The sequence below is a fragment of the Microvirga medicaginis genome (assembly GCF_052658925.1).
This window is the reverse complement of record NZ_JBQWEL010000002.1, coordinates 176866-200071: the sequence shown is the minus strand read 5'-3', so window position 1 is coordinate 200071 and position 23206 is coordinate 176866. Positions and strand designations below refer to the sequence as shown.

At 60.3% G+C, this 23206-nt stretch carries 20 protein-coding genes, 1 tRNA gene and 1 pseudogene; 14 read left to right on the top strand and 8 right to left on the bottom strand.

Annotation, left to right across the window (positions count from 1 at the left end; genetic code table 11):
• Positions 1-7: 7 nt before the first annotated feature.
• From ACUXUR_RS04005 to ACUXUR_RS03990, 4 genes are all read left to right on the top strand, one after another.
• Positions 8-310 carry an RNA-binding S4 domain-containing protein gene (locus ACUXUR_RS04005; protein ID WP_445501054.1) on the top strand — a complete coding sequence of 101 codons (303 nt, stop codon included), beginning with the start codon at positions 8-10 and terminating at the stop codon, positions 308-310.
• A 52-nt stretch (positions 311-362) separates the two neighbouring features.
• On the top strand, positions 363-701 hold the full coding sequence (gene fdxA / locus ACUXUR_RS04000) for a ferredoxin FdxA (protein WP_445501053.1): 339 nt from the start codon (positions 363-365) through the stop codon (positions 699-701).
• A 544-nt stretch (positions 702-1245) separates the two neighbouring features.
• Positions 1246-1830 (top strand): CarD family transcriptional regulator, encoded by a 585-nt coding sequence (locus ACUXUR_RS03995; RefSeq protein ID WP_445501052.1) that lies wholly within the window; start codon positions 1246-1248, stop codon positions 1828-1830.
• A gap of 169 nt (positions 1831-1999) precedes the next feature.
• Complete coding sequence (locus tag ACUXUR_RS03990; RefSeq protein ID WP_445501051.1) at positions 2000-2872, top strand: RNA polymerase factor sigma-32; 873 nt, start codon at positions 2000-2002, stop codon at positions 2870-2872.
• Positions 2873-3118: 246 nt separating this feature from the next.
• Here ACUXUR_RS03990 and ACUXUR_RS03985 read toward each other — a convergent pair whose 3' ends face one another.
• The 4 genes from ACUXUR_RS03985 to ACUXUR_RS03970 all read right to left on the bottom strand — a co-directional run bounded on the left by ACUXUR_RS03985 (position 3119) and on the right by ACUXUR_RS03970 (position 6124).
• Positions 3119-4534 carry a M48 family metalloprotease gene (locus ACUXUR_RS03985; RefSeq protein ID WP_445501050.1) on the bottom strand — a complete coding sequence of 472 codons (1416 nt, stop codon included), beginning with the start codon at positions 4532-4534 and terminating at the stop codon, positions 3119-3121.
• A 6-nt stretch (positions 4535-4540) separates the two neighbouring features.
• Positions 4541-5386 carry a thermonuclease family protein gene (locus tag ACUXUR_RS03980; RefSeq protein WP_445501049.1) on the bottom strand — a complete coding sequence of 282 codons (846 nt, stop codon included), beginning with the start codon at positions 5384-5386 and terminating at the stop codon, positions 4541-4543.
• A gap of 100 nt (positions 5387-5486) precedes the next feature.
• Entirely contained in the window at positions 5487-5828 is a 342-nt protein-coding gene (locus ACUXUR_RS03975) for a hypothetical protein (protein ID WP_445501048.1), read from the bottom strand.
• A gap of 83 nt (positions 5829-5911) precedes the next feature.
• A complete protein-coding gene (locus tag ACUXUR_RS03970; RefSeq protein WP_445501047.1) occupies positions 5912-6124 on the bottom strand; it encodes a sugar phosphorylase in 213 nt (70 codons plus the stop codon).
• 245 nt (positions 6125-6369) lie between these two features.
• Between ACUXUR_RS03970 and ACUXUR_RS03965 the strand changes: the two genes are divergently transcribed.
• From ACUXUR_RS03965 to ACUXUR_RS03950, 4 genes are all read left to right on the top strand, one after another.
• A complete protein-coding gene (locus tag ACUXUR_RS03965; protein WP_445501046.1) occupies positions 6370-6864 on the top strand; it encodes a hypothetical protein in 495 nt (164 codons plus the stop codon).
• Between the two features lie 148 nt (positions 6865-7012).
• A tRNA-Arg gene (locus tag ACUXUR_RS03960) sits at positions 7013-7089 on the top strand.
• A gap of 199 nt (positions 7090-7288) precedes the next feature.
• On the top strand, positions 7289-9040 hold the full coding sequence (locus tag ACUXUR_RS03955; RefSeq protein ID WP_445501045.1) for an SIR2 family protein: 1752 nt from the start codon (positions 7289-7291) through the stop codon (positions 9038-9040).
• Between the two features lie 481 nt (positions 9041-9521).
• Positions 9522-10697, top strand: coding sequence for an aminotransferase class V-fold PLP-dependent enzyme (locus ACUXUR_RS03950; RefSeq protein WP_445501044.1), 1176 nt, complete (start codon positions 9522-9524; stop codon positions 10695-10697).
• A gap of 778 nt (positions 10698-11475) precedes the next feature.
• Here the strand turns inward: ACUXUR_RS03950 and ACUXUR_RS03945 are convergent.
• Positions 11476-12150 (bottom strand): RraA family protein, encoded by a 675-nt coding sequence (locus ACUXUR_RS03945; protein ID WP_445501043.1) that lies wholly within the window; start codon positions 12148-12150, stop codon positions 11476-11478.
• An 84-nt stretch (positions 12151-12234) separates the two neighbouring features.
• The gene (locus ACUXUR_RS03940) at positions 12235-13209 is read right to left on the bottom strand and encodes a hydroxyacid dehydrogenase (protein WP_445501042.1); all 975 of its coding nucleotides are present in this window, start codon (positions 13207-13209) and stop codon (positions 12235-12237) included.
• Between the two features lie 248 nt (positions 13210-13457).
• On the opposite strand from ACUXUR_RS03940, the gene ACUXUR_RS03935 reads away from it, so the two are divergent.
• The 6 genes from ACUXUR_RS03935 to ACUXUR_RS03910 all read left to right on the top strand — a co-directional run bounded on the left by ACUXUR_RS03935 (position 13458) and on the right by ACUXUR_RS03910 (position 19978).
• Positions 13458-14219, top strand: coding sequence for an IclR family transcriptional regulator (locus ACUXUR_RS03935; RefSeq protein ID WP_445501041.1), 762 nt, complete (start codon positions 13458-13460; stop codon positions 14217-14219).
• A 42-nt stretch (positions 14220-14261) separates the two neighbouring features.
• On the top strand, positions 14262-15221 hold the full coding sequence (locus ACUXUR_RS03930) for a tripartite tricarboxylate transporter substrate binding protein (RefSeq protein ID WP_445501040.1): 960 nt from the start codon (positions 14262-14264) through the stop codon (positions 15219-15221).
• Entirely contained in the window at positions 15221-15685 is a 465-nt protein-coding gene (locus ACUXUR_RS03925) for a tripartite tricarboxylate transporter TctB family protein (protein ID WP_445501039.1), read from the top strand. The genes ACUXUR_RS03930 and ACUXUR_RS03925 overlap by 1 nt, the downstream gene beginning before the upstream one ends.
• A complete protein-coding gene (locus tag ACUXUR_RS03920) occupies positions 15685-17193 on the top strand; it encodes a tripartite tricarboxylate transporter permease (RefSeq protein ID WP_445501038.1) in 1509 nt (502 codons plus the stop codon). Before ACUXUR_RS03925 ends, ACUXUR_RS03920 begins: the two co-directional genes overlap by 1 nt.
• Positions 17194-17377: 184 nt before the next feature.
• On the top strand, positions 17378-18604 hold the full coding sequence (locus tag ACUXUR_RS03915) for an MFS transporter (protein ID WP_445501037.1): 1227 nt from the start codon (positions 17378-17380) through the stop codon (positions 18602-18604).
• Positions 18605-18748: 144 nt separating this feature from the next.
• Entirely contained in the window at positions 18749-19978 is a 1230-nt protein-coding gene (locus ACUXUR_RS03910; RefSeq protein ID WP_445501265.1) for an alpha-hydroxy acid oxidase, read from the top strand.
• Positions 19979-20888: 910 nt separating this feature from the next.
• Here the strand turns inward: ACUXUR_RS03910 and ACUXUR_RS03905 are convergent.
• Together ACUXUR_RS03905 and ACUXUR_RS03900 are read right to left on the bottom strand one after the other, a co-directional pair.
• Positions 20889-22229 carry an AAA family ATPase gene (locus ACUXUR_RS03905; RefSeq protein ID WP_445501264.1) on the bottom strand — a complete coding sequence of 447 codons (1341 nt, stop codon included), beginning with the start codon at positions 22227-22229 and terminating at the stop codon, positions 20889-20891.
• A gap of 60 nt (positions 22230-22289) precedes the next feature.
• Positions 22290-22622: pseudogene (locus ACUXUR_RS03900) on the bottom strand (Arm DNA-binding domain-containing protein); the annotation flags it as partial.
• Positions 22623-23206: the final 584 nt, after the last annotated feature.

Genomic DNA, 23206 nt, shown 5'->3' with positions numbered 1-23206 from the left:
GCTGTGAATGCGTGAGGACCGGCAGCGGCTCGACAAGTGGCTCTGGTTCGCACGCTTTGCCAAAACCCGGACATTGGCCGCCAAGCTCGTCGCGAGCGGGTTCGTCCGGGTCAACGGCCAGCGCACGGACAGTGCCGCCAAGGCGGTGGCTGTCGGTGACGTGGTGACCATCGCCCTGGCCCGCGCAACCCTGGTGGTGCGGGTGGAGGGCCTCGGCGCGCGTCGAGGTCCTGCGCCGGAAGCAAGGCAGCTCTACGCCGATCTCAACGGAGACAACGCGACGCTTGTCAGCGACGGCGACAAGGGCTAGAGCGGCGGCAGTATCCGCTTTCTTTTTGGAACAGACTCCTGAAGGACCGTTCATGACCTACGTCGTCACTGAAAATTGCATCAAGTGCAAATACATGGACTGCGTCGAGGTGTGTCCGGTGGACTGTTTCTACGAGGGTGAGAACATGCTCGTCATTCACCCGGACGAGTGCATCGATTGCGGTGTCTGCGAGCCGGAATGCCCGGCCGAGGCCATCAAGCCGGATGCCGAGCCTGGTCTCGAGCAGTGGCTGAAGCTCAATGCCGACCTAGCCAAGAGCTGGCCCAACATCACGCAGAAGAAGGAGCCCCCGGTCGACGCCAAGGAATTCGACGGCGTTGCGGGCAAGTTCGAGAAGTATTTCACGCCTAATCCCGGCGAGGGCGACTAGAGCATCGATGGGCGCATCGTTTGAGCGGAAAACCGGGTCCGCTTTTCGCTGACGTGGCCCGTTGGGTCCGCCGATGCGATAAGCGGATCGGCGCTTAAGGTGGCGCTTCCAGGGTCGAGCCGATGATCATTTCGACAGGGTATCGGCTGATGTGGAACTCCGAAGCCCCTCTTCCTTGAAGCGCCTGGAACTCGGCCATAAACCGAGCTTCTTTACGCTACGCTTTGAAATATTTTTGCTTTTTCGGCCAGACTGTGGTAGGGTCTGTGGATGCCGTCGCTTGCGCTCAAGCCGTGCACCGTCCCCGCAGGTCGTCGGTTCACACACTGAAGCAATGATGCACGTAACCCGGCTTAAGGGAGCTCAGCCTGCCTTGGGTTCGGGGAAGAGCGTTTTCTAGCTGCTGGCTTACATCAGGGAGTCGAGCGGAATAGTCAAGTTCCGTTACCACTCATCTCATTCCTGTTCCCCTGGGTCCCTGCTCAGCGGAACCACGCTCCCGAGCCTGAACCGGCAAGGGACCATGCAAGGAGGCCTCTCTCGCATGACAACCGCTAAGAAGTCCGCCCAGCGCCTGGGTTTCAAATCCGGCGAAGCCATTGTTTACCCCGCTCACGGCGTCGGCCGCATCACCGCCATCGAAGAGCAGGAAATCGCCGGCTTCAAGCTGGAGCTGTACGTGGTCTCCTTCGATAAGGACAAGATGGTCCTGCGAGTTCCGACCGCGAAAGCTGCCAGCGTCGGCATGCGCAAGCTCGCCGAACCGGCTCTGGTTCAAAAGGCTCTGGACGTTCTGACGGGTCGTGCCCGCGTGAAGCGCACCATGTGGTCGCGCCGCGCTCAGGAATACGAGGCGAAGATCAATTCAGGCGATCTGATTGCCGTTACGGAAGTCGTGCGCGATCTGTACCGCTCCGAGGCCCAGCCCGAGCAGTCCTACAGCGAGCGCCAGCTCTATGAATCGGCTCTCGACCGCGTCGTGCGCGAGATCGCTGCCGTGAACAAGATCACGGATACGGAAGCGCTCAAGCTTATCGAGCAGAGCCTCGCCAAGTCCCCGCGCCGCGCCAAGGGTGCTGAAGCCGATGGCGATGCCGATGGCGACGATATGCAGGAAGAGGCTGCTTAAAAAAGCAGCACCTTCGACCGAGCCTTTCGAAAGCCTGGCCTCGTGCCAGGCTTTTTATTTGCGAAGACGCCTTGTTTTCATGGCTTTGGAATCTATTTCGCAAAACTTGGCTATTCGGCGTGAACTTTTTCCCGCCTCGCTCGTTGTGTCTCTGCCAAGGGAGGACACAATGGGAGAAATCTCAGGGGTTCGTCGTCGTTTCGTTCGCGCAGCCATGAATGCGCCTTTTCTCGAAAGAGAAGAGGAGCATGAGCTGGCCGTGCGCTGGAAGGAACACGGCGATGAAACAGCTCTTCACCAACTGACAGCCGCGCACATGCGCCTCGTGATAGCGCTTGCGGCCCGTTTTCGTCATTATGGCCTGCCGATGGCGGATCTCGTTCAAGAAGGACATGTGGGTCTTCTCGAAGCCGCCGCCCGGTTCGAGCCGGAGCGCGAAGTCCGCTTCTCCACATACGCAACCTGGTGGATCCGTGCCTCCGTGCAGGACTACATCCTTCGTAACTGGTCAATTGTCCGTGGCGGAACAAGTTCCGCTCAGAAGGCTCTTTTCTTCAACCTCCGCCGCCTGCGCGCTCGCCTGACCCGTGGTGGCGAGGAGCGCATCTCCGCCGATGTGCATGAGAAGATCGCCGAGGCGATCGGTGTGTCCAAGGCGGATGTCGCCCTCATGGATGCCCGCCTTTCGGCTCCCGACACATCCCTCAACGCGCCGGTGCTCGATGCAGACCCGTCCAACTCCGCAGAGCGCGTGGAGTTTCTCGTGGATACGAGCCCGCTGCCGGATGAGAACGTGAGCGATGTGATCGACACCGAGCGCCGCGTGCGCTGGCTCAAGCAGGCGCTCGAGGTCCTCAACGAGCGTGAGCTGCGCATCCTCCAGGCGCGCCGTCTTGACGACGAGCAGGTGACCCTCGAATTCCTTGGCGATCGTCTGGGAATCTCGAAGGAGCGTGTCCGCCAGATCGAGAACCGTGCTCTGGAAAAGCTCAAGCGCGCCCTGATGGACAAGTATCCTCAGGCCTCGGGTGCTTTCGTCTGAGGATTGTCGAGACCCTTGGAAAGACATCAGGCGAGCCGGATACCGGCTCGCCTGATTGCTTTTGGGATCGATCCGACGCTTCTTCTTTGATGAGCGCATCGGTTGCGCGGAAACCGGGTCCACTTTTCACTGACGTGGCCCTCCGGGTCCACACGATGCGCTAGCGATCATGAAAAGCGCTGTCCTCACCCCGGGGAAGCGAGCCCGCTCCTCAGGTGAGGCTGTGTAAGCTTGCCAAGCCTACTGCTACTCGACGACGATTTTGTAGCGCTCGCCGACCTTCAACGGCCCGTTCCGCTCAAGTCCATTGAGCAGCAGGAACCGGTCGAGCGGACGGTCAATCGGCATGTGTGAGGCAAGCGATTGCGCCGTGTCGCCGCGCTGGGCCGTCACGATCTGCAGCTTGAGCGGCCGGATGCGACGGGCTTCCTCCGGCTGAACTTGGCGCACGCTGTTGAGCGTCCGCTGGAACATGCCCTCCAGATCCGAGCCTCCGTTACGGGCCGCCATGATGAGGCGATAGGTGGTGTTGCCGATGCGAATGGCGGAGAGACGGAAGGTCCATTCCTTACCGTTGGAGAGAGCCGTCACGATAGGCAGGTCATTCACCATCGCCGTCACGAGGCTTCCTGGCTCGATGGTATCGGTCCAGGTGGAACGAAGAACTTCCTCGAGGCTCTGTCCGGCCGGGGTATCGGCTGCATCGAAGAGCAGCCGGCGCTCGCCATCGGCGGAGGAGCCGAGAACGGCCTGAGAGGTATTCTCCAGAGTAAAGCCCTCGGGCGCCTCGAAAGCGACGCCGAGGCGTGCATGGATGAAGCGTCGACCCTTCACGACACCGTCGCCTGGATCATCCCCATAAGCCAAGCCATTGAGAGCCGTCAGATATTCAAGCCTGCCGGTCTCGCCCATGCCCGGAGGGCCTGCGCGTCGCGCCGCCTGAAGGGCCCGCGAGATCCGTTCGTTCGTGCTGGGATGGGAGGCGACCCGGTCGGGATTGCTGGTGCTGTTGGCCGAGCGGCCCAGAGCGGTGAGGAAGCGGGGCGCGCCATAGGGGTCGAAGCCTGCCCGCGCCAGAACCGCGACGCCGGTCCGATCCGCCTCGAGCTCCTGCGAACGCGAGAAGCTCGCCAGCGATGAGCGGGCTTGGTCCTGCACCACGGCAGCTTCCTGGGAATTGTTCAGAACGTTTTCCGCCACTCGCTCGATCAGAGCGGAGCGCGCCTGCAGCTCGTTGCGCTGTGAGGCATGGCGGAGAGTGACATGCGCGATCTCGTGCGAGAGCACGGCCGCGACCTCCGAGGTGTCATTTGCCAGGGCCAGCAGGCCACGGGTGACATAGAGGCGCCCATTCGGCAGGGCGAAGGCGTTCACCACGGGCGAATTGAGGATTGTCACCTGATAGGCCTCGTCAGGCCGGTCGGTGGCCATGACGAGCCGGTTCACGGCATCGGTCAGAAGGCGCTCAAGCTGGGGAGCCCGGCCTTCGCCGCCAAAGGCCGAAACCAAGCGGATATGATCGCGGTCGCGATCCGGGCCGAGCACCCGCGGTGCATTGGCCGGCAGAGAGGCATTGCCGAAGCCCGCGCAGCCCGCAACCAGACTCGAGATCATCAAGCCGGCGGCGATCCGGATCTTAGCTGTGTGACGTCTATCGCGCATGCTCGCTCATCGGGCCAAGCGTTTGTCTTCAATTCGTCCGTCTTGAAGGTATCCGTCCTCAAGACGCTCGATCATCTCTGCCGAATCAACGGTAAGGGCGGTGCCTTGCCAAGACTGCAAAATGCCTCGGGTCCGAATGATATGGCCCTTCAGCGAGTCCGCTGAAAGGCCGCGCTCGGCCATCTGCATCCAGGTTTTCTTCGGGATGATGATCGTGAAGTCGTCTGCCCAGTGCCCCCCGAAATTCAAATAGGTTCTCTGCTTGCGTTCGCCGACGCTTCGAACCCGCCCTTCGACGATGACGAAGCTGCCGACGCGCTCCTTCAAGCGGTCGGCCTGATCAACAGAGAGTGGGTTATAGCGGCCATCGGCCCAAAGACCAAGGCGTCGTTCACGGGCTGTTTCCTCGAGGGCGAATAATTCTGGCTGGCAGAAGGGGGAGTCAGCTCCGGGATCGACGATGGCCAGCCCAGCCTCGACAAGGCCGTGGGTGAGGTCGAAAATCAAGGAATCCTTCAAGAGACGGACCCGGACAGGCAGACGATTCCACCGGTCCCGCGTGCCCTGAACCGTGACCAGAAGAGGCTCCCCGGCCCGGGCTCTGAGCCAATCCAGCGCCTGCTGCCTGAGGACGGGCTCGGCCGGCAGCCTGAGACCGGACAATCTGGCTATGCCCTCGGAGCCCAGCACAAGATCGCCCTCAGGCGTCATCCCTTCGAGCCGGTCCTGGCGTGCCTCACCGGCGCAGCCGGGCAGGTTCTTGGGAAGGAGGTTCTTGGGAAGGAGGTTCTTGGGAAGCAGGCGCGGGGGTGCGCTCTCCTGAGCCGCGACCGGGCCTGTCAGGAGGGCCATGCCAAAACCTAGCGCAATCCCGATCCGCATGTGTGATCCCGTCTGAGACGAAGGATCATACGCAGGCGTATCAAGGCGGCTAGGCATTGAAAATGCAACCTTAGTGCTTTTCCTGTGCGGGGCTGTGCTTCTGGGGCTTATGCCCGCTCTGGCCCGGTTCGTTGTGCTTGTTGTGGTCGCGGGTTTCCTGGTGGGTCGCGCCGCCCTGGCGCCCGATCTCGGGCTTACCGGAGGCGTTGGTGTGAGCTTGTTCGCTCTGTCCCTCGCGATGGCCCGCCACGCGGGTTTCGTTCGGATTGCTGCGGTTGCCGGTGCTGCTCATGATCTCTTCTCTTGCTGACGCTTCGTGCTGAGGCTTGTAGGCGCCGTTGCCGTCCTCGCCCTGCGGATGCTGCGTGTCCTGGGTGCTGGAGCCGCCATGACCTTCCTGAGGAATGCCCAAGACTCATACGCCTTGAACATGTGCCTGCAGGGTCAATCGATCACGCTGCCGTTGGTTTCAGGCGTGACAGCAGGCTCATCGCCCTACCAGCGGATCACCACGACAGTCTGATTGCCGTTGCCGAGTTCGACGGCCTCCGAACCCTCCGACTTCTTATTCTGCAGCTTGGCGTTCTCGATGATCTCGAACTCCTCCACATGGGAAGCGAAAGCCTCGTCCACCTCCGCGACGCAGAGCAGAGTATCGGGGGGAAGATTCTCAACAGCTTTGAGGAAATCGCGCAGGGTCTGAGTCATGAAATGCCTCCGGTTCCTCTCACAAACCGATCCAAGCGTGGGGAGTTCCGGAATGCGCGGCGCGGCTTCCCCAAGATAGTTCGTTCTCTGAGGCACAGGAGAGGAGTAGGATAGGCAAGCCGGTCGCGCAGCAATAGGAGGTGAGCCATGGAACGGCATCACAGTCTCGCGTGGTTTGCCTGCAGCGTTATGACTTTCGTCTTCATCGGCACGGCTTCTGCCCAGCATCGCACCCGGCAGCTTCCATGAGCGATGAGGATCTCATCAAGAGTGCCATGGCGGCGGCTCCGCCCGCTGTCGCCAAGGATGCCGCCATCGTGGCGATTTCTCCCGATGGGCAGATGCGGGAACTGAGGAAAGGAACCAACGGCTTCACCTGTCTGCCCGACAATCCGAGCACGCCGGGACCCGATCCCATGTGCGGTGACCGGAACGCGATGGAATGGGCGAAAGCCTGGATCGAGAAGAAGGAGCCGCCGAGAAACAAGGTCGGCTTCCTCTACATGCTCGCAGGCGGCACGGACGCCAGCAACACCGATCCTTATGCCCAAAAGCCCGAGGCCACCAACAACTGGGTCGAGACAGGTCCTCACGTCATGGTGGTGGGGGCCAAGGGAATGATGGAGGGCTATCCTCGAAACGCGAAGCCCGACACGTCCCAGCCCTACGTCATGTGGCCCGACACGCCTTACGAGCACCTGATGCTTCCGGTCCATATGCCGGAGGCTGCGACACGCTAGAGGCCCGACCCTGCCGCCGTGCCGATGGCCGGTGGCACGGTGGCAGAGTCGGCTCCGTATCGAAGCGGGGGGGCAGTCGAGAAGCGGAACGACAATCGCAACCCTCTGGCATGCCCGCTGCGACCATGCTAAATCCCGTCTTCTCAGCGGTCCCGTAGCTCAGCAGGACAGAGCAGCGGTTTCCTAAACCGAAGGTCGGAAGTTCGAGTCTTCCCGGGATCGCCAATTCTTTCAACCGCTTAGCCCCATTCTATAGAGCTCTATTGGGCCTCGTTCGGCATCGAGGGTAAACTTTTGCGGCTTGAGCTTAAGATCTGATGGGCTGCGATAACCCGCTGCTTCTGTTCAGATGAACAGATAAGCCGGATGCTGTAAGACAACAAACCTTCGCGATAACTCACGCTCTCCAGGTTCGTACTCTTCGATGCCATCTCCAGAACTCAAAGCCTTCGACGCCCTCGCTCTTTCTCTTCATCACAGTCCAGGCGTGTATGCCTTGCTGGTGGGTTCTGGCCTCTCCCGATCAGCAGGGATCGCGACCGGGTGGGAGATTACTGTGGATCTGATTCGGCGCTTGGCGGCGCTGGACGGGGTTCTTGAGCATCCAGACTGGGCGGCTTGGTACCACGATAAATACAGGAAGGAGCCGAGTTACTCTGAGATCCTTGACGCCCTCGCGTCATCTCCTAGCGAACGCCGCTCCATTCTGCACGGGTACATCGATCCAGCGGCGGAAAGTGACGCCCGTCGACCCACGGAGGCCCACCGCGCCATCGCTGCCATGGTCGCCCAGGGAACGATCCGGGTCATCATCACAACGAACTTCGACCGTCTGCTGGAGAATGCCCTTCGCGATGTCGGGGTTGAGCCGACTGTGGTTGCCAGCGAGGATGCTATTGCGGGAGCGACCCCTCTCGTCCACTCCCGATGCACGGTCATCAAAGTCCACGGCGATTATCTCGATACCCGGATCAAGAACACAGAAGCTGAGCTGGCAGACTACGCATCTGGCATGAATACCCTTCTTGATGAGGTGTTCGACCGATTCGGCCTTCTAGTGGTGGGCTGGTCCGGGGAGTGGGACTTAGCCTTACGTGCAGCAATCCTCCGCACCCCGTCGCGGAGATACCCGCTGTATTGGGCTGCTCGTGGAAGAACTGCATCGATGGCGCAGGATCTCATAGATCACCGCGACGGACGCGTGATTCCAGTCACCGATGCCGACAGCTTCTTCAAAAGGCTCTTTCACACTCTCGATGCCCTGCGGCTTGCCTCAAGACCGCACCCGGCGAGTGTCTCGATGGCACTCGCCCTGGTCCGCAAGTACTGCCGTGACGACGCGTACGCGATGGAATGGTCAGATTTCCTGGCTGAGGAATCGGCAAAAGTCAGAGATTTTGTCACTGGGAGTGAGTACCCGACCGCTTCTCCTGATAGCGCGGCTATGAATGCGCTCGTCACGAAGATGGTGGCTCTTACGGAGGTACTGCGAAAGGCAGCATTAATCTGTGGGCGTTGGGGTACTGCGAACGCCAACAAGGCTGTCATCCGCACCATTCGGAGCCTAGTGCTCTCTGCGAAGTCACCAGGCGGATTCGAGTACTGGAGCGCACTTCGCGACACCGGAGCCTCACTCTGTTTCTACTGGGCGCTGGCAGGCATGTTAGATCGGGGAGATCATTCTCTCCTCAAGTCAATGCTTGATGCGCCCATGCCAACCCGGGTAGGGGAGGAGCCATCCGCGGTAGAAGTCCTGCCATTTGCATCGTACTCAAGATACTCAGGAATGGAATGGAAGTTCCTGGCTGGGCTCGAGAATAAGAAGGCTCCTCAAAGCCTTTGGCTGGCGTCGCTGCTTGGGGCTGAGCTTGGCTTGATCAACATAAGTCAAGAAGAAGGGCGGGAGCTGGCGGATCAGCTTGAGTTCTTGATCGCATTGGAGTTTGGGTATCGTCGGCTATTGCGCGTGAAAGAGACCGGCATTCACTTCTATATACCTCCAGGCCATTACTTCTGGAGAGATTTCGGTGACTACCTGAATCAGCGGCTTGATACCTATGCCAACTTGCCAGCAGATGATCCTGCTTTTCGCGCAGGCCTGTTTGGCGGCACTCCAGCGTCGGTCGCGGAAACGGCAAAAGAGATTCGTAGGTTGCGAGGTGAGATCGCTGGATAAGAGGCGCGTCTAAACATTCGCAGGGGTCACTAGGCCGATCCCAGATGCAGTGCGTCTTCAGAATGCGAAGCCACTTCTGTCACTTGGCCAGCCATCAAAACAGTCACTGACACCTAAAGATAAGCTCTGGGTGAGTAGAATCTCCCGGGGCCTACAACCTATCAGCGGCGTGAAACCGGTTTCTAGCCCAAGGCTGCTTATTAGAAAGACTTGGACCGTCCGTGATGAGTTTGTAAGCGGACCTTCGCGATTTTCCTCGAGCTTCTGCCCGTGACCCCGAGCAGACTTTGAGGTGCTGCGGCCCATGGTTCCGATGAGGTAGAGCGCGTGCATCAGCCGATAACCCGAGAGCGGAACCAACCATGGGGTAAGACGTAGCCTCACTTCTGTCAGAAATCGTCAGCCAGCCGGTTGATCCCTCCCGACATGACCCTCATAACCTCCCCAGCTTCCGCGATCGTGCGGATAGGAGAGTTACCGCATGGGTCTCAACGTCGCAAAGCTCAGGTCCGAAACGCCGGGCGTCGCGCACCGCGTTCACCTCAACAACGCTGGCGCCGGACTGATGCCGCAAACGGTGCTGGATGCGATGGTCGGCTACCTTACCCGCGAGGCCGAGATCGGCGGGTACGAGGCAGCCGGCGAAGCCGCTGACGCTCTCGACGGCGTCTACGACAGCGTGGCTCGCCTGCTTGGCGCGGAGCGTGACGAGATCGCTCTGGCCGAGAACGCGACAGTCGCTTGGCAGCTCGCCTTCTACGCCCTTGACTTCCAGCCCGGAGATCGGATCCTCACGGCGCGCGCCGAGTACGCGGCCAATTACGTCGCCTTCTTGCAGGTCGCCAAGCGCACCGGCGCAGTCATTGAGGTCGTGCCCGACGATGGTGACGGCGTGCTCGATCCCGAGGCGCTCGAACGCATGATCGATGGTCGCGTAAAGCTGATCGCTATCACCTGGGTCCCGACGAACGGCGGTCTGCGCAATCCCGCGGCGGCCGTCGGCCGGATCGCGCGCCGGCACGGCGTGACTTACCTGCTCGACGCGTGTCAGGCCGTCGGTCAGATGCCGACCCGGGTCAATGATCTCGGCTGCGATATCCTCACGGCGACCGGCCGCAAGTTCCTGCGCGGCCCGCGCGGCACGGGCTTCCTCTACGTACGCCGCGAGCTCCTGCGCACGCTGGAGCCACCGATGCTCGACCACTTTGCGGCGCCCTGGGTTGCCCCCGATCGGTACGAGCTGCGAGAGGACGCACGCCGCTTTGAGACCTGGGAGAACAACTACGCAGCCCGGCTCGGGCTCGGGCGCGCCATCGACTACGCCCTTGACCTCGGCCTTGAAGCCATCGAGTCACGCTGCCGAACGCTCTCGACGAGCCTGCGCGCCGGCCTGCAAGCCATCCCTGGAGTCTCACTCCACGATCTTGGCCCGGACCCGGCCTCCATCGTCACTTTCACGGTTGGGGGCCGCGATCCCGATGCCCTGAAGGCAAGGCTCGCCCAATCCGGCTACAACATCAGCGTGTCCCGCCCATCGAGTACGTTGCTCGATGCGAGAGCCCGCCAGCTTCCCGTGGTGCTGCGGGCATCCCCGCACTACTACAACACGGAAGACGAGCTTTCTCGCTTCGTCGAAGCCGTGTCCGCAACTGTTTGAGCGCGCTGTGGAGCCTGAGACTGCTTGTCACCGGTATCGCAAGCTGATGCCCATCCATCGGATGAGCTGTCGGATTGGCCTGAACAACTGGGGTGCGCGAAGCGGACGTGTCTGAGGCAGGTCCCCAATCCTCGCTTCCGGCCCTATCGGAGGTTGCCTAGTCCCTAGTCACGGATAGGTCGCCCGGCAGATACGATACCGGCACGGTCGGGCGCCGCCGACCCCGAAAGTCATAGGTTGCGGTGATTGTGCAAACGGCGTCATTGGCTTGCGGAAGAAAGATCAAGCGGCGAGCCACTTAGCTCCTAGCGGCTTGGCTTAATTGCAGGTAGCGCGGCGCTGCTCTCTCCATGTTAGACGGCCCATTGAGACCATAGGGCTCTCCGTCTGCTCCTGGCACCTCTCGGAAGTAGACCCAAAGTTTGCTCTCTCGAGGAACACCGGATGTTCCTAGATGTCGGGGATCGGCAGAGGATGACCGATGCTGTTGAAGAACTCGGCAACTGCCGTTCTGTGCGTGGTCAGCATACAGGATGCTGGGCCTAATCTGGCACGCTGACGCTAGTAATAGATGGACGAAGCAGCCCTCGGGAGTTTTTCAACAGCATCGACCCGTAGGCGACCTTCGCGTGTAACGACCCAAGAGGAAAAAAGTGCATGCATATGAGGCGACTGTTCTATGGGCCAGGTCCAAAGCCATAATTGGCAAATTTGGAAAGTTTGGTCGGGACATAAAAAACGACCGGCTGATGCAGCCGGTCGTTCAAACATCAGAGCCTTAGACGCCTTCACATCCCAATCGCTTCAAGGCCTCGTCGACCCACGGCTTTGAAACGTTGCCCTCCTGGGTTGCTGCCATGGTCTTGGCTTCGGCCGCCTGCTTTGCCTTGGCATCGGCGTAAATTGCCGCGGTATCGTCGAAGGAGACGCAGAGCAGGCCATCATCGTCGCCAATGATCAGGTCGCCAGGTTCAACGACCATTCCGTCGATCGCGATCGGCACATTGATTTCGCCCGGGCCGTCCTTGTAGGGACCACGGTGCGTCACGCCCGCGGCGAAGACGGGAAACCCGTGGGTGCGGATGTAACCGTAGTCGCGCACCGCACCATTGATCACGATCCCTGCAAGACCGATCTTCTCGGCGTGGGCGAGCATGAGTTCGCCGATGATGGCATTGGTCAGGTCGCCTCCGGCATCGACGACGATGACGTCGCCCGGCTCCGCGATCTGGAGGGCCTTATGCACCATGAGGTTGTCACCGGGGCGGGTCTTCACGGTCAGCGCGGGGCCTGCCAGAATCCCGCCTGCGTGGAGCGGACGCAGCCGTGAGCCGGCAGCCGTCATGCGTGACATGACATCGCTGACGTTGGCGACGGGCAATTCCCGAAACTGCTGCACGACGTCCGCATTGACCTTGCGCTGACGGGGTAGAACTCTGAATCCGATGGTCAAGTTAGTGCTCCCTTTTCATACTGTTGAATGGTTCTGGACGCGACGCGGGGGGCGGTATGAGTGGGCCGCGTCGTGTCGGTTTGTTTAGCGCGCAGCGGATGCTGCGTCCTGGAAGGTTGGGTTGGCGACACTCCTGAGGTCGGGTCCATCGCCATCCAGGACGCTGATGACGTGGCGTGCGGCGGTCTCCGCCATGGCCCGCATGGCGCCCTTTGCCGCTCCGCCCGTATGCGGCGTCACGATGATGTTCGGCAGTGACCAGAGTGGGCTGTCTTTCGGCGGCGGCTCCTCGGCGAAGCTGTCGAGACCCGCTCCTGCAATTGTCCCATTCCGCAGGGCAGCCACCAGGGCCGCCTCATCGACGATTTCTCCACGCGCGGTGTTCACGAGGAAGGCGTCTCGCTTCATCCGGGTAAGGCGTTCCGCATTGATGAGGTGACGTGTCTCCGTCGTCAGCGGGCAGTGCAGGCTGACGATGTCCGACGTTGCCAGGAGGTCATCGAGATCGGTTTCACGGCTGACCCCCTGCGGCAGGTCGGTGGTATAAGGATCGAAGACCGAAACGGACATCCCCAGTCCCCGCGCCAGCGTGGCAACCTCCTGTCCGATGGCGCCGAAGCCCACCAGTCCGAGCTTGGTGCCGGCAACGTCACGGCCGACGTAGCTGGCTTTGGGCCAATCTCCACTCTTGACGGCTCGGTCCAGCGGCACGAGGTCCTTCAGCAAGGCAATTGATAGCGCAATGGCGTGCTCGGCCACCGACCGTGCATTTGCACCTAGGGCCCGAAGAACCGGGATGCCGAGCCGCGCGGCGGCCTCGAGATCGATGTTGTTCACGCCCGTGCCGTGCTTCGCGATGACCTTCAGGCGCGGCGAGGCTGCGATGACGGTCTCATCAATCTGTCCCTGCCGGACGATCAATCCTTCGATCTGGAGGTCAGACGCGAGCCTTGCGATGTCCTCGGGCGACGCATAGGGCTTGCAGTAATGAGCTTGCAGGCCGTGCGCCTCCAAGTTGGCCGCGGCTTCTCCCGCGAGGGCCGAGCCTGTGATGAGCACGGCTCGGCCTCGATGTGGTGGCAACGCGTCTGACGCTTCTTCCTTTGGCTGACTTCCCAGCACTTTCCTCTCCCGTTTCAAGGCCTGTCTCCCAACCCGTCCTGCGACGCGGGATCCAAGCCCTGGCAAGTTGATCGACTAAAGGATGCCGCCTCACGAAATTTTCTTGCTTGACGGCGCGCTTTGACAGAAGCACATTTCCGCAGTATTTCATAGTAAGAAATGCCGTTACGCAGAGTGAAACGAATATGCCAAGACAGGCCTTGGACGTCGAAGCGCGGGAGGAAGGTGGGGTCATCGCCGTTGAGCGTGCCCTGGCCGTGCTCGATGCCTTTACGGCCAATGACAGGTCGCTCAGTCTGGCGGAACTCGCGCGTCGCGTCGGCCTATCGAAGCCGACAGTTCTACGTTTCACGAAGTCCCTCGCTCGCGCCGGCTATCTCGTGCGCAATGATGACGCGACCTTCCGCCTCGGACCGAAGCTTGCCCGATTGGGTACCCTGTACCAGGCCAGTTTCCGGATCGAGGATTACGTCCAACCGGCCCTGCGTCGGCTGGCCCAGGAAACCGGGGAAAGTGCCGCGTTCTATGTTCGCGAGGGCGACAAGCGCCTTTGCTTGTTCCGCGTGGATTCACCGCAATCCATCGGCCATCGCGCAAGGACCGGCGATCTGCTGCCGCTCGACCGCGGCGCGCCCGGACGCGTGCTCCTCGCTTTCAGCGGCGAACCCGGAGAGCCCTACGATCAGATCCGCCGCGACCACTTCTATGCAACGTTCGGCGAACGCGATCCGCAGGTCGCTAGCATTGCCTGTCCAATCTTCGGGCACGGCCAAGAGGTTGTCGGGGTCCTCGGCGTGGCAGGTCCGACAGGCCGGATCGATCAAGAGGCCGTCGCCCGCCATCTTGAGCCACTGAGATCCATCTCAGATGAACTCACACGACAACTCGGCGGTAAGACCGAGGACCAGAATTCGTCCCGCTGGCCGCGCCAACGAGCACGCGCCTGAGGCGGATAAACCCATCAACAGTGCTCACAAGGAGAGGAAACTGTGCTGAAGACCCTGAAAACACTTTGTATTGGTGCTCTCGCCATAAGCGCCACTGCGACAGCCGCTTATGCCGAGTGGCCGAAAGATCGTCCCATCGAGATCGTCGTGGCGTTCGCGCCAGGCGGAAGCACCGACGTCATGGCCCGCGCCATGCAGCCGTTCCTGGAGAAGGAACTCGGCGCCAAGATCGTGATCGTCAACAAGCCCGGCGCTTCCGGTGAGATCGCCTACACCTATCTCTCCCAAGCTAAGCCGGATGGCTACACCTTCTCGTTCATCAACACGCCCGGCTACCTGTCAATGCAGGTGCAGCGCAAGCTGCGGTACGACCCGAAGAGCATCCAGGCCGTGGCGCGCATCGTCGACGATCCGACGGCTTACGTCGTGAAAAGCGACTCCCCGATCAAATCGCTCAAGGATCTGATTGACCAAGCCAAGGCAAAACCAGGGTCGGTGTCGGTTGGCACCTCCGGCGTCGGAACCGATGATCACCTCGCCATGATCCTGCTCGAGCAGGCGGCCGGTGTGACCCTGACCCACGTCCCGTTCCCTGGAGCTGGCGAGACACGTACGGCCCTCCTCGGCGGCCACATCACGACAGGTGGCCTGAACGTCAGCGAGTTTGCCGGCGGCGACCTGACCACCATTCGTCCTCTGGTGACCTTCGGCGACAAGCGGTCCCCCGAGGCACCGGATGTTCCGACGGCCAAAGAGCAGGGTGTCGAGGTCTTCATGAGCTCGGAGCGCGGTCTGGCCGCACGCCGAGACGTTCCCGCTGACATCCGCGCCAAGTTCTCGGAGGCGGTGAAGAAGGTCGTCGACAGTCCTGAGTTCCAGGCAGAGGCCAAGAAGCTCGCTCTTCCGCTCGCCTATCTGTCGGGTGAGGAGTGGGAACAGCAGATGCCGAAGCGGCTGCAATCGTTCCAGGACATTTGGAACAAGACACCCTGGGTGCAGTAATGGTCAACCGCTCGGAACTCGGGCGGAATGGTAACCAACCTGATCTTCTTGCAGGCTTGATTTTCATCGTCATCGGAGCGCTCGGCCTTTGGGCCGGGCGTGACCTGAGGATGGGCAATGCCGCGATGATGGGTCCGGGTTACCTTCCGCTGATCGTCTCGGCGCTGATCCTGCTGATCGGCCTTGGGGTGACAATCATGGGTCTCATGCGTTCAAGCGAGGGCCTCGGTGCTGTTCGCTTGCGCCCGCTCCTGATCATTCTTGTCGCTGTGGCAGGTTTCGCCTACGCGGCCGAGTCTTTGGGCTTCGTCATCGCGACTGCATGGCTCATTGGCGTCGGCAGCTTGGCCGACCCCGAAACGCGTCTACGTGAGATTGCCGCCTCCATCGTGGTGCTGACGATCTTCGGCATTCTCGTTTTCATCGTTGGGCTGGGCGTCCAGATGCAGTTGGGGCCGTTCTGATGGAATTTCTTGATTCACTCATTCTCGGGTTCAGCACGGCTGCCACCCCGACCAATCTTCTGTTCTGTCTCATCGGTGCCCTTTTGGGCACGCTCATCGGCGTGCTCCCAGGAATCGGTCCGACCGCAACCCTGGCGATTCTCCTGCCGATCACGTTCTTTCTCCCGCCGCTGGCGGCGCTGATTATGCTCGCAGGCATTTTCTACGGGGCACAGTATGGAGGATCGACGACCGCGATCCTGGTCAACCTGCCTGGCGAAGCGTCATCGGTTGTGACCGCGCTCGACGGCTACCAGATGGCCAAGCAGGGCCGCGCGGGTGCAGCCCTGGCGATAGCGGCCTTGGGATCGTTCTTCGCCGGGACCGTGTCGACCATCGGACTGGCGGTGGCAGGCCCGACCTTGGCGAGCTTCGCACTCGACTTCGGCCCGGCCGAGTATTTCTCCCTTACGGTCTTCGGTTTGCTGTGCGCGACGATTCTCGCCAGCGGGTCGGTGATCAAGGCTATCGGCATGATCGGCATCGGCCTCCTTCTAGGGTGGGTCGGCACCGACGTGAACAGTGGATCCGAGCGTCTCACCTTTGGCGCGGTCGAGCTCTTTGACGGCATCGAGTTCGTCGTCATCGCCGTCGGCCTCTTCGGCATCGCCGAGATTATCGTCAATCTTGAAAGCCCGGAGTCCCGGGGGTTGATCGCAACCAAGATCACCCGTCTCTGGCCAACCCGCGAAGACTTCCGGAAGGCATGGCCAGCAGTCCTCCGTGGTACGGGCTTGGGGACGTTCCTCGGCATCCTTCCCGGCGGTGGGGCGACGCTCAGCGCATTCAGCGCCTACACTCTGGAGAAGAAGGTTTCCCGCAACCCGAAAGAGTTTGGCAGGGGCGCAATCCAAGGTGTGGCAGGTCCGGAGGCGGCCAACAATGCCGGAGCCCAATCCTCGTTCATTCCGTTGCTGACGCTCGGGATTCCCTCGAATGCCGTGATGGCCATGCTGCTGGGCGCAATGACCATTCATGGCATTACGCCGGGCCCCTCCGTCATGCACAACCAGCCCGATCTCTTCTGGGGGCTGATTGCCAGCATGTGGATCGGCAACCTGATGCTCCTGGTCATCAACCTTCCGTTGATCGGGCTTTGGGTGAAGCTGCTGACGGTGCCATACCGTCTCCTCTACCCGGCGATCCTTCTGTTCTGCTGCGTCGGTGTCTACAGCGTCAGCAATCGGGCGTTCGATGTCGCTCTTGCCGTTGGTTTTGGCTTCCTGGGCTACCTGTTCCGGAAAGCGAAGTGCGAGCCGGGACCACTCCTGCTTGGTTTCGTCCTTGGGCCTTTGCTGGAGACGAACCTGCGGCGGGCGATGCTGATCTCGCAGGGAAGCCCGAGCGTTTTCATCGAGCGGCCGATCAGCCTGGCCCTGCTGATTGCCTCCGCGGCGCTGTTCGTCCTGCTGCTGGTGCCTGCCATCCGCAAGACTCGTGAGGAAGCCTTCGTTGAAGAGGAAGCCTGAGACACTCACGCGCAGAGTGTCCGGTTTGAGACTTGGTCCCGGCAGGGCATCCGCGGTTGGATCCGCCCTGTCGGGCCCCTGGTTCGGTCCTCGGAAGATCGAGGCCATGATCCATCTCGGTCCGTGTGAAGGCGTCACGCGTACCGTGTACCTGTGAGGTCTCCGCAATGGGGCGGCTGTAGCGATGCGAAACGGATGGCATGGCGTCCGTGCGGCGTTGTCCGAGGCTAACTATCTCAACTTCACCATCGGCAATGTTTTCTCGCTCATCGGTACATGGGTACAGCGGGTCGCACTCGGCTGGCTCGTTTGGGAACTGACGGGCTCCGGGGCATGGCTTGGGGCCATTGCCTTCGCCGACCTGTTTCCGATGGTCCTTGTCACACCCTTAGCCGGCGCTCTGGCTGACCGATCCGATCGGCTCCGGGTCACGCGGATCAGCCAGGCCTTGCTCATGGTGCATGCAGGTCTGCTCACCGTCCTCAGCGCCTTTGGCTCGCTGTCCCCATTGCTGATCCTGGTGCTCGCTCTGATCAGTGGAGTCGTCACGGCCTTCAACCAGCCCTTCCGCATGGCGCTGCTCCCCGATCTCGTCGGTCGCGAGAACCTGGTCAGTGCCGTTGCGGTCAATTCCATCGTGTTCAACACCGCCCGTTTCATTGGCCCCGCCATCGCGGGTCTTGTGATCGCGAAGGGCAGCCTCACCCTGGCGTTCGCAATCAACTTCGGGACGTTCGCGGCCTTCTCGTGGACGCTCGCCCGTATTCGCCTCGTCACCCTTGACCAAGCCCCATCTACCAGCCGCAGCCTGCTGAATTCCGTTGTCGAAGGGTGGCGCTACGCCATCGGGCATATCGGGCTCGGTGCCATGCTCTTGATGCTGACAGTGGTCTCGCTGTGCGTCCGGCCAATTCTCGAACTCATGCCAAGCTATGCGGCCTTGTTCGGGTCCGACGCAAACGGATTCGCCCTTATGACGTCCACGATCGGCCTCGGGTCGCTGGTCGGTGCGATTTGTCTCAGCCGGCAAGCCGATCCGACGGCCTTGGCGACGATGGCTCTGTCCAACGGACTCTTGATGGGTGCGGCATTGCTCGTTGCCGCCCTCGCACATCAGAAGTTGTTAGGGCTTCTCGCCCTGTTCATCTTGGGTTTCGGCATGGTCGTGAGCGGAATTGCCAATCAGATTGTGATCCAGCTTGCCGTGCCTGATCATCTGCGGGGCAGGCTCCTCGCGCTGCACAGCATGATCTTCCGGGGGGCACCAGCCCTTGGTGCCTTAGCCATCGGGGCACTGTCCGATCTTACGGGGCTGCGCGGGCCTTTGGCAGTCGGAGCGGCCGTGACCTTTGCCTTCAGCGGGATCGTCCATGTTCGGCGCAAGGTGATCCTGAGGAGCCTCGATCTATGAGCGCGACATTGGAATGTCTGGTGCCCGAGGTGCCACGGTTGGTCACCGGAGCGTCGTGCCGTTCCTCATTCATCAATAATTGGAGAGAAGACTTTCATGGCAACTTCTGACACGCCGCGCGGCATGGAGCGCTCCACGACTGACATGGAATCCACGCCGGCAAAGGGCATCGTGCGAACACCTCCCGCCGCTCTCCCGCGTCGCCTGCGAAAGATCCTGGCACTCGACGATTTCGAGGTTGCGGCGCGCCGCCATCTGCCGCGACCGATCTTCGGGTACGTGTCGGGGGCCTCCGAGACCAATGCCTCCCTTCGTGACAATCGGTCGGCGTTCGGGGAGTTCGGCTTCATCCCACGTGTGCTGGTCGACGTGTCCAAGCGAACGCAGAAGGTCGAACTGCTCGGTCACTCGTATGCGGCCCCGTTCGGGATCGCTCCGATGGGGATCAGTGCCCTGTCGGCCTACCGCGGCGATCTGGTCCTGGCGCGGACAGCCGCGCAGGCGAACATCCCGATGGTGATGAGTGGGTCTTCCCTCATTCGGCTGGAGGAGGTCGCCGAGGCGAACCCTGCTGCCTGGTTCCAGGCCTATCTCCCGGGTGACCCTGACCGGATCCTCGGACTGCTCGAGCGGGTCGAGCGGGCAGGGTTCGGAACACTCGTGCTGACCGTGGACACAGCAGTCCTGGCCAATCGCGAAAATAACGTCCGTAGCGGCTTCTCTACGCCGCTTCGGCCCAGTCTGCGCTTGGCTTTGGACGGTCTGACAAGGCCGAACTGGACGCTTAACACGTTTTTGCGAACGCTGCTGAAACACGGCATGCCGCATTTCGAGAATTCCTATGCTACCCGTGGAGCGCCGATCCTGGCCAAGAGCGTGATGCGGGACTTCGGAGCCAAGGACCATTTGAACTGGCGTCATCTGGAGCTGATCCGAGAACGGTGGAAGGGGCGCCTGGTCGTGAAGGGCATCATGGCCAAGCAGGATGCCTGCATCGCCCGGGACAGCGGCGTCGACGGCGTCGTCGTCTCGAACCATGGCGGACGGCAGCTCGATGGAGCGGTCTCGCCCCTCCGCGTCCTGCCGGCCGTTGCCGATGCAGTGGGCGCTTCGATTCCCGTCATGATGGATGGCGGTATCCGGCGAGGCTCCGACGTACTGAAGGCAATCGCTCTTGGCGCCTCGTTCGTCTTCGTCGGTCGCCCGTTCGTTTATGCGGCTGCAATCGGAGGCGAGGCAGGTGTCAGCCATGCCATCAACATTCTCTCGACCGAGATCAGCCGGAACATGGGGCTTCTCGGGATCAACTCGCTCGCGGAAATGCGCCCGGATCGACTGCTCAGACTCGGGGGCGTGGATGGGGACGAGATTTGAGAGCTCTGCCCGGAGTGCAGCGAGGTGGGAAGGTCCGGAACTGGCACTTCCCGGACCGAAGTTCTTAGTCCGCTTTGTCAATCAGAGCCGACATTCGATGTCTCTACACTCGACGATTTGACAGTTTATATGAATTGCGATGCTGATGGGTTCTGCGGCGGAGCTGTACGAGGCCGGCAGAAAACGCGCTTTTGATAACCCTTGCGTTACCCGGGTGGCATGTAGGGAATCTATTTTAGCCGCAAGTCACAGTAAGAAAAAGAGATTCCACACGAGAGCAACGTACTGGGTAATCGTTGCTCCACATTCTGCGGTTGGGTGCGACGTAAGATGAGAACTTGGTGGCCGCAGCAGCCGAACTTAATGGCCGGTTCGGGTCGGCCCCAGGCCACTATCGGCAACGATAGGTTTCTACCGTACCGCCACTTAATGAATCCACAGCCTAACTGAGGCTAAGCCACCACAAAAACCAACAAGGTTGAGTGCCGTTCATCGACAGCGCATTGACGAGCAACAATGATAGTCGTCCCATGACTCCGCTCCCCGAATAATTTTGGCGATCAGCGCTCGGTAAAAGACGCCGGAGAAAAGGTGGATCTCGGCAGAGGGGTACAGCGAAGGAGTATCGAATAGGATCGGTTTGAGAGACGGATCGTACCCCCTAGAGCGGCCTTGTTTCGGGTCATACACTTTACACCCGAAATCAGACATCGACCCACTTATTGCGCAAATTGTGAGCTTAAATGGCTAAGCTTGAGGCGCGAAGAGAAGGCGTGATGGGCCTTGGCATCCTTGATCTCGTCGAAGCGATTAAGATGTAAGGAAACCCAAAGAACATAGGTTTCTAGGGCGGTTTCAGTTTCCCCCGTTAGGCGGGGAAACTGGAAACCTTTACCCTTTGCAGTGAAGCCTAAAAGGGAGCATTCTCTTGATTAGCCAGAATACCCCATAAATCTGGCCAGAGCTCCAAGGCTCGCTTCTTGCCTTCTGGGGTTAGAGCAATTGGCTCCCGCGTGATTAAGCCCCGTTTCTCAAGCTTGCTGAGCTGTCTGCTGAGAGTTCCTTTGATACGTCCGAGCTTCTCCCCAAGCTCAGCTTGTGTTCTTGGACGCTCTGTTGCAATCGCGCGCAAAATTTCTTCGTGAGTCGCAATCACGGGCCCTTGGCCCCATGACAGTCCCACAAGCCCTCCGGGCCTTGGCACAAGTTTAATCTCAAGCTTGTTGGGCTTTGGGGTACGCCCTCGTATTTTTGTGAATTCCATCATGAAATGGCCGCCATCGTGCGAAGCCACTTGATTCTTGTCGGGCAGCGCAAGCTTGATTGAAGTATCCAAGAGATCTTCCCGACGCGATGCGCCGCGTTGGTCACCCGTCTTATTGGCATGGTGCACCAGAAGAACCGTAAGTCCGCCATGTCTGAGCTGACACAGGAAACGCAGAAACCTATCCAAAGCAGAGTTATCGTTCTCGTCGAGCCCTGCAGCTAAAGATGAAAGATTGTCTAGAATGATCAGCGATGGGCGAATTCCCTCTATGGTCATGTCTTCAACGAAGCCGGACACAGGCGAGCGCCCATTGGTGGGGAAAACAAGGGCTGCCTCGCTCGAGATGACTTTGACCTCCCCCAAGATCTCCCGTGCGAGTTGTGGCAAAACAACGATATGCGAGCGCCTGTTTTTGGTCCGGGCTCCCGATTGTGTCCAAGTAGATCCGTCTTCGGATAGCTCATGACGGGTCATCCTTGCGACTTCATTCAGCCGTGCACCTGCTATCAGAAGGAACTTCAATAATGGGCCGAAGGGGCTGCTGAGTGTGTCACATGCTGTCCAGAACCAGCGGATCTCTGAATCACTTGACACGCGTTCCCGAGCAGGAGGGGCTGCCGGCCGAGGGATCCCGACACATGGATTTGTTTTGGTGCGCCGATGGGCGACTAACCAACCGAACATTTTCGATAAGCAGGAGAACATGGCACGGGCTCGTGCTTCCGATAGTCCCGTGTTGCGCCGGCCGATGCCTGGAATGCCTTGCCGCCGAGCTTCGTCCACCAGGGCGTAGACGTCATCGGTGCTGATCTCTGAGATGGGTTTATCGTGCCAGCGATCCACCAGCCCGCCCGGTATGGTTTTAAGGTCCAGAGGACTTAAGCCGAGCAGCCGAGCCGTCTCCTTCCAGCGGCGCGTTTTCGTGCTCGCGTGTTCCTCCACGAACTGCCGGGCCGCGATAGAAAAGGTATTCTCGGAACGCACCTGTGCCGCCCTACGACGCTGTCGCTTCAATGTAACGCAGTCGGAGCCTACATCCCGGCCGATGGCACGCTGGCGCTGAAGCTCAGCTGCGAGACGTCGTGCTGCTGCCAAGGTAGGCGGCGCACCTAAGACTGGTTCCTCAGGAGTTTCAGTTCCGGATAGGTCGATAGGACCGAGTGTAATCTTTGCTGTTTTTCCATTGGGGCGGCGGAAGCGCATTGCCCAAGATTTTGCACCGCTCGGCTGAACGACCAGCCGGAGGCCCTGTGAGCCGCCATCAGGAATCTCGCGCCGCTTAGTTGTCGGCTGGTACCGTGCCACAGCCGCAGCGGTAAGGGGTTTTAGCGCCTTGCGCTCTACAGGTTCACCGATGTCCGATGCATCAGCTCGCACCAACGTCAGCTGGGCTCCTATGCCCGTTTTTGTGTCGGCCCCAGCTGGGTACACGCGCAATATATTCCCTGTCTCCGGGTAAACTCAGGGTAATCAAACCAAGCGATATGGTCTGTTATGCTGTGTACTTAACGTACCACACCAAATCCGAAAAACCATAGAACTTTCAGATACATAGCTGTTATGGGTAGTAATACTCCGTTGGGCCCCGTGAACCCGACATCACCAATTCCTAAACCGAAGGTCGGAAGTTCGAGTCTTCCCGGGATCGCCAGTTTCCCTCGCCTCTTTCCTCTGAACCAGGGTTGCTTTTCACGCATTCTGCGCGAAGAGGAGCCATGCCTTGCGGGAAAGTGCATGCCAGCTGGCCACCGGCACCCAGATCGTGCGTACAAAGCATCTCAGTGCCCGAGGCATCCTCCCTAATTCGTGGACAGTAATGCGTAGACGGTTCTGAATTTGAAACTGCATTGGATGGTTCTTTAGAATTGTTGAAATTTAAATCTCTGCGGGTTGGTGTTCACGTAGTATATAAATTTTCTAAACAGCAATTTTTTATTAGAATAAATGTAAAACATAGTATT